At 67.6% G+C, this 1,208-nt stretch carries 1 protein-coding gene; it reads left to right on the forward strand.

Features of this window, described 5'->3' with window-relative positions; translation table 11 throughout:
- On the forward strand, positions 1–1,208 hold a 1,208-nt coding region (locus EN914_RS36015; RefSeq protein WP_164779196.1), incomplete at both ends, for a circularly permuted type 2 ATP-grasp protein.

Genomic DNA, 1,208 nt, shown 5'->3' on the forward strand with positions numbered 1-1,208 from the left:
AAGCCGGCCGGCGGCCACTTCCTGCATTTCTGCGCCTTCGAGCTCGGCCGTGGACCTGACGGCCAGTGGTGGGTGCTTGGCGATCGCACGCAGGCGCCGTCCGGCGCCGGTTTCGCACTGGAAAACCGCGTCGCCACCACACGCGCGCTGTCCGACATCTATGGCGAGATGCATGTGCACCGCCTTGCCGGCTTTTTCCGCCGTTTTCGCGACGCGCTGATCGGCATGGCCAAGGAGACCGACGGCCGCGTCGCCATCCTCACGCCGGGGCCGCTCAACGAAACCTATTACGAACACGCCTACATCGCCCGCTACCTTGGCATCATGCTGCTCGAAGGCGAGGATTTGACCGTTTCAGGCGGCCGGCTCATGGTACGCACGGTTTCCGGCCTGATGCCGATCAGCGTGTTGTGGCGGCGGCTCGATGCCGCCTTCGCCGACCCGCTCGAACTGCGCCCGGATTCGCAGATCGGCACGCCGGGCCTGGTCGAGGCGATCCGCCAGGGCGCGGTTGCTACCGTCAATGCGCTTGGCTCCGGCCTGATGGAGACGCGTGCGCTGCTCGCCTTCCTGCCCAAGATTTCACGGGCCTTGCGGGGCGACGAATTGCTGCTGCCAAGCGTCGCGACATGGTGGTGCGGGCAAGCAACCGAACGCGCGCATGTGCTGGCCAACATCGATCGCATGGTGATCGGCCCGGCGCTATCGACGAGACTTGCCTTCGAGGATGACGATTCAACGAAGCTCGGTTCGGCGCTGTCGGCCGGAGAGCGGGCGGAGCTGGTGGCGCGCATCGAACGCGATGGCGGCGATTTCGTCGGCCAGGAAGCGGTGACGCTTTCGACGACGCCGGTCTATGTCGGCGGGTGGCTGGAGCCGCGGCCAGCGAGCCTGCGCGTCTACCTGGCGCGAACGCCGGAGGGCTGGACGGTGATGCCGGGCGGTTTTGCCCGCATCGGCCTGTCGCTCGACCCGACGGCGATCGCCATGCAGCGTGGCGGCCAGGCGGCGGATGTCTGGGTTGTCAGCGACAAACCGGTGGAGCGCGAGACGCTGCTGCCGCAGGAAGGCGACAGTTTCAGCCGCACCAGGCCCGGCAGCCTGCCCAGTCGCGCGGCGGAGAACCTGACCTGGCTCGGCCGCTATATCGAGCGCTCGGAAGACACGGTGCGCATCCTGCGCGCCTACCATGTGCGGCTCGCCGAAAC

Origin of the sequence: Mesorhizobium sp. M7A.F.Ca.CA.001.08.2.1, from assembly GCF_003998455.1 — a bacterium.
In the GTDB taxonomy this organism is placed as follows: domain Bacteria; phylum Pseudomonadota; class Alphaproteobacteria; order Rhizobiales; family Rhizobiaceae; genus Mesorhizobium; species Mesorhizobium ciceri.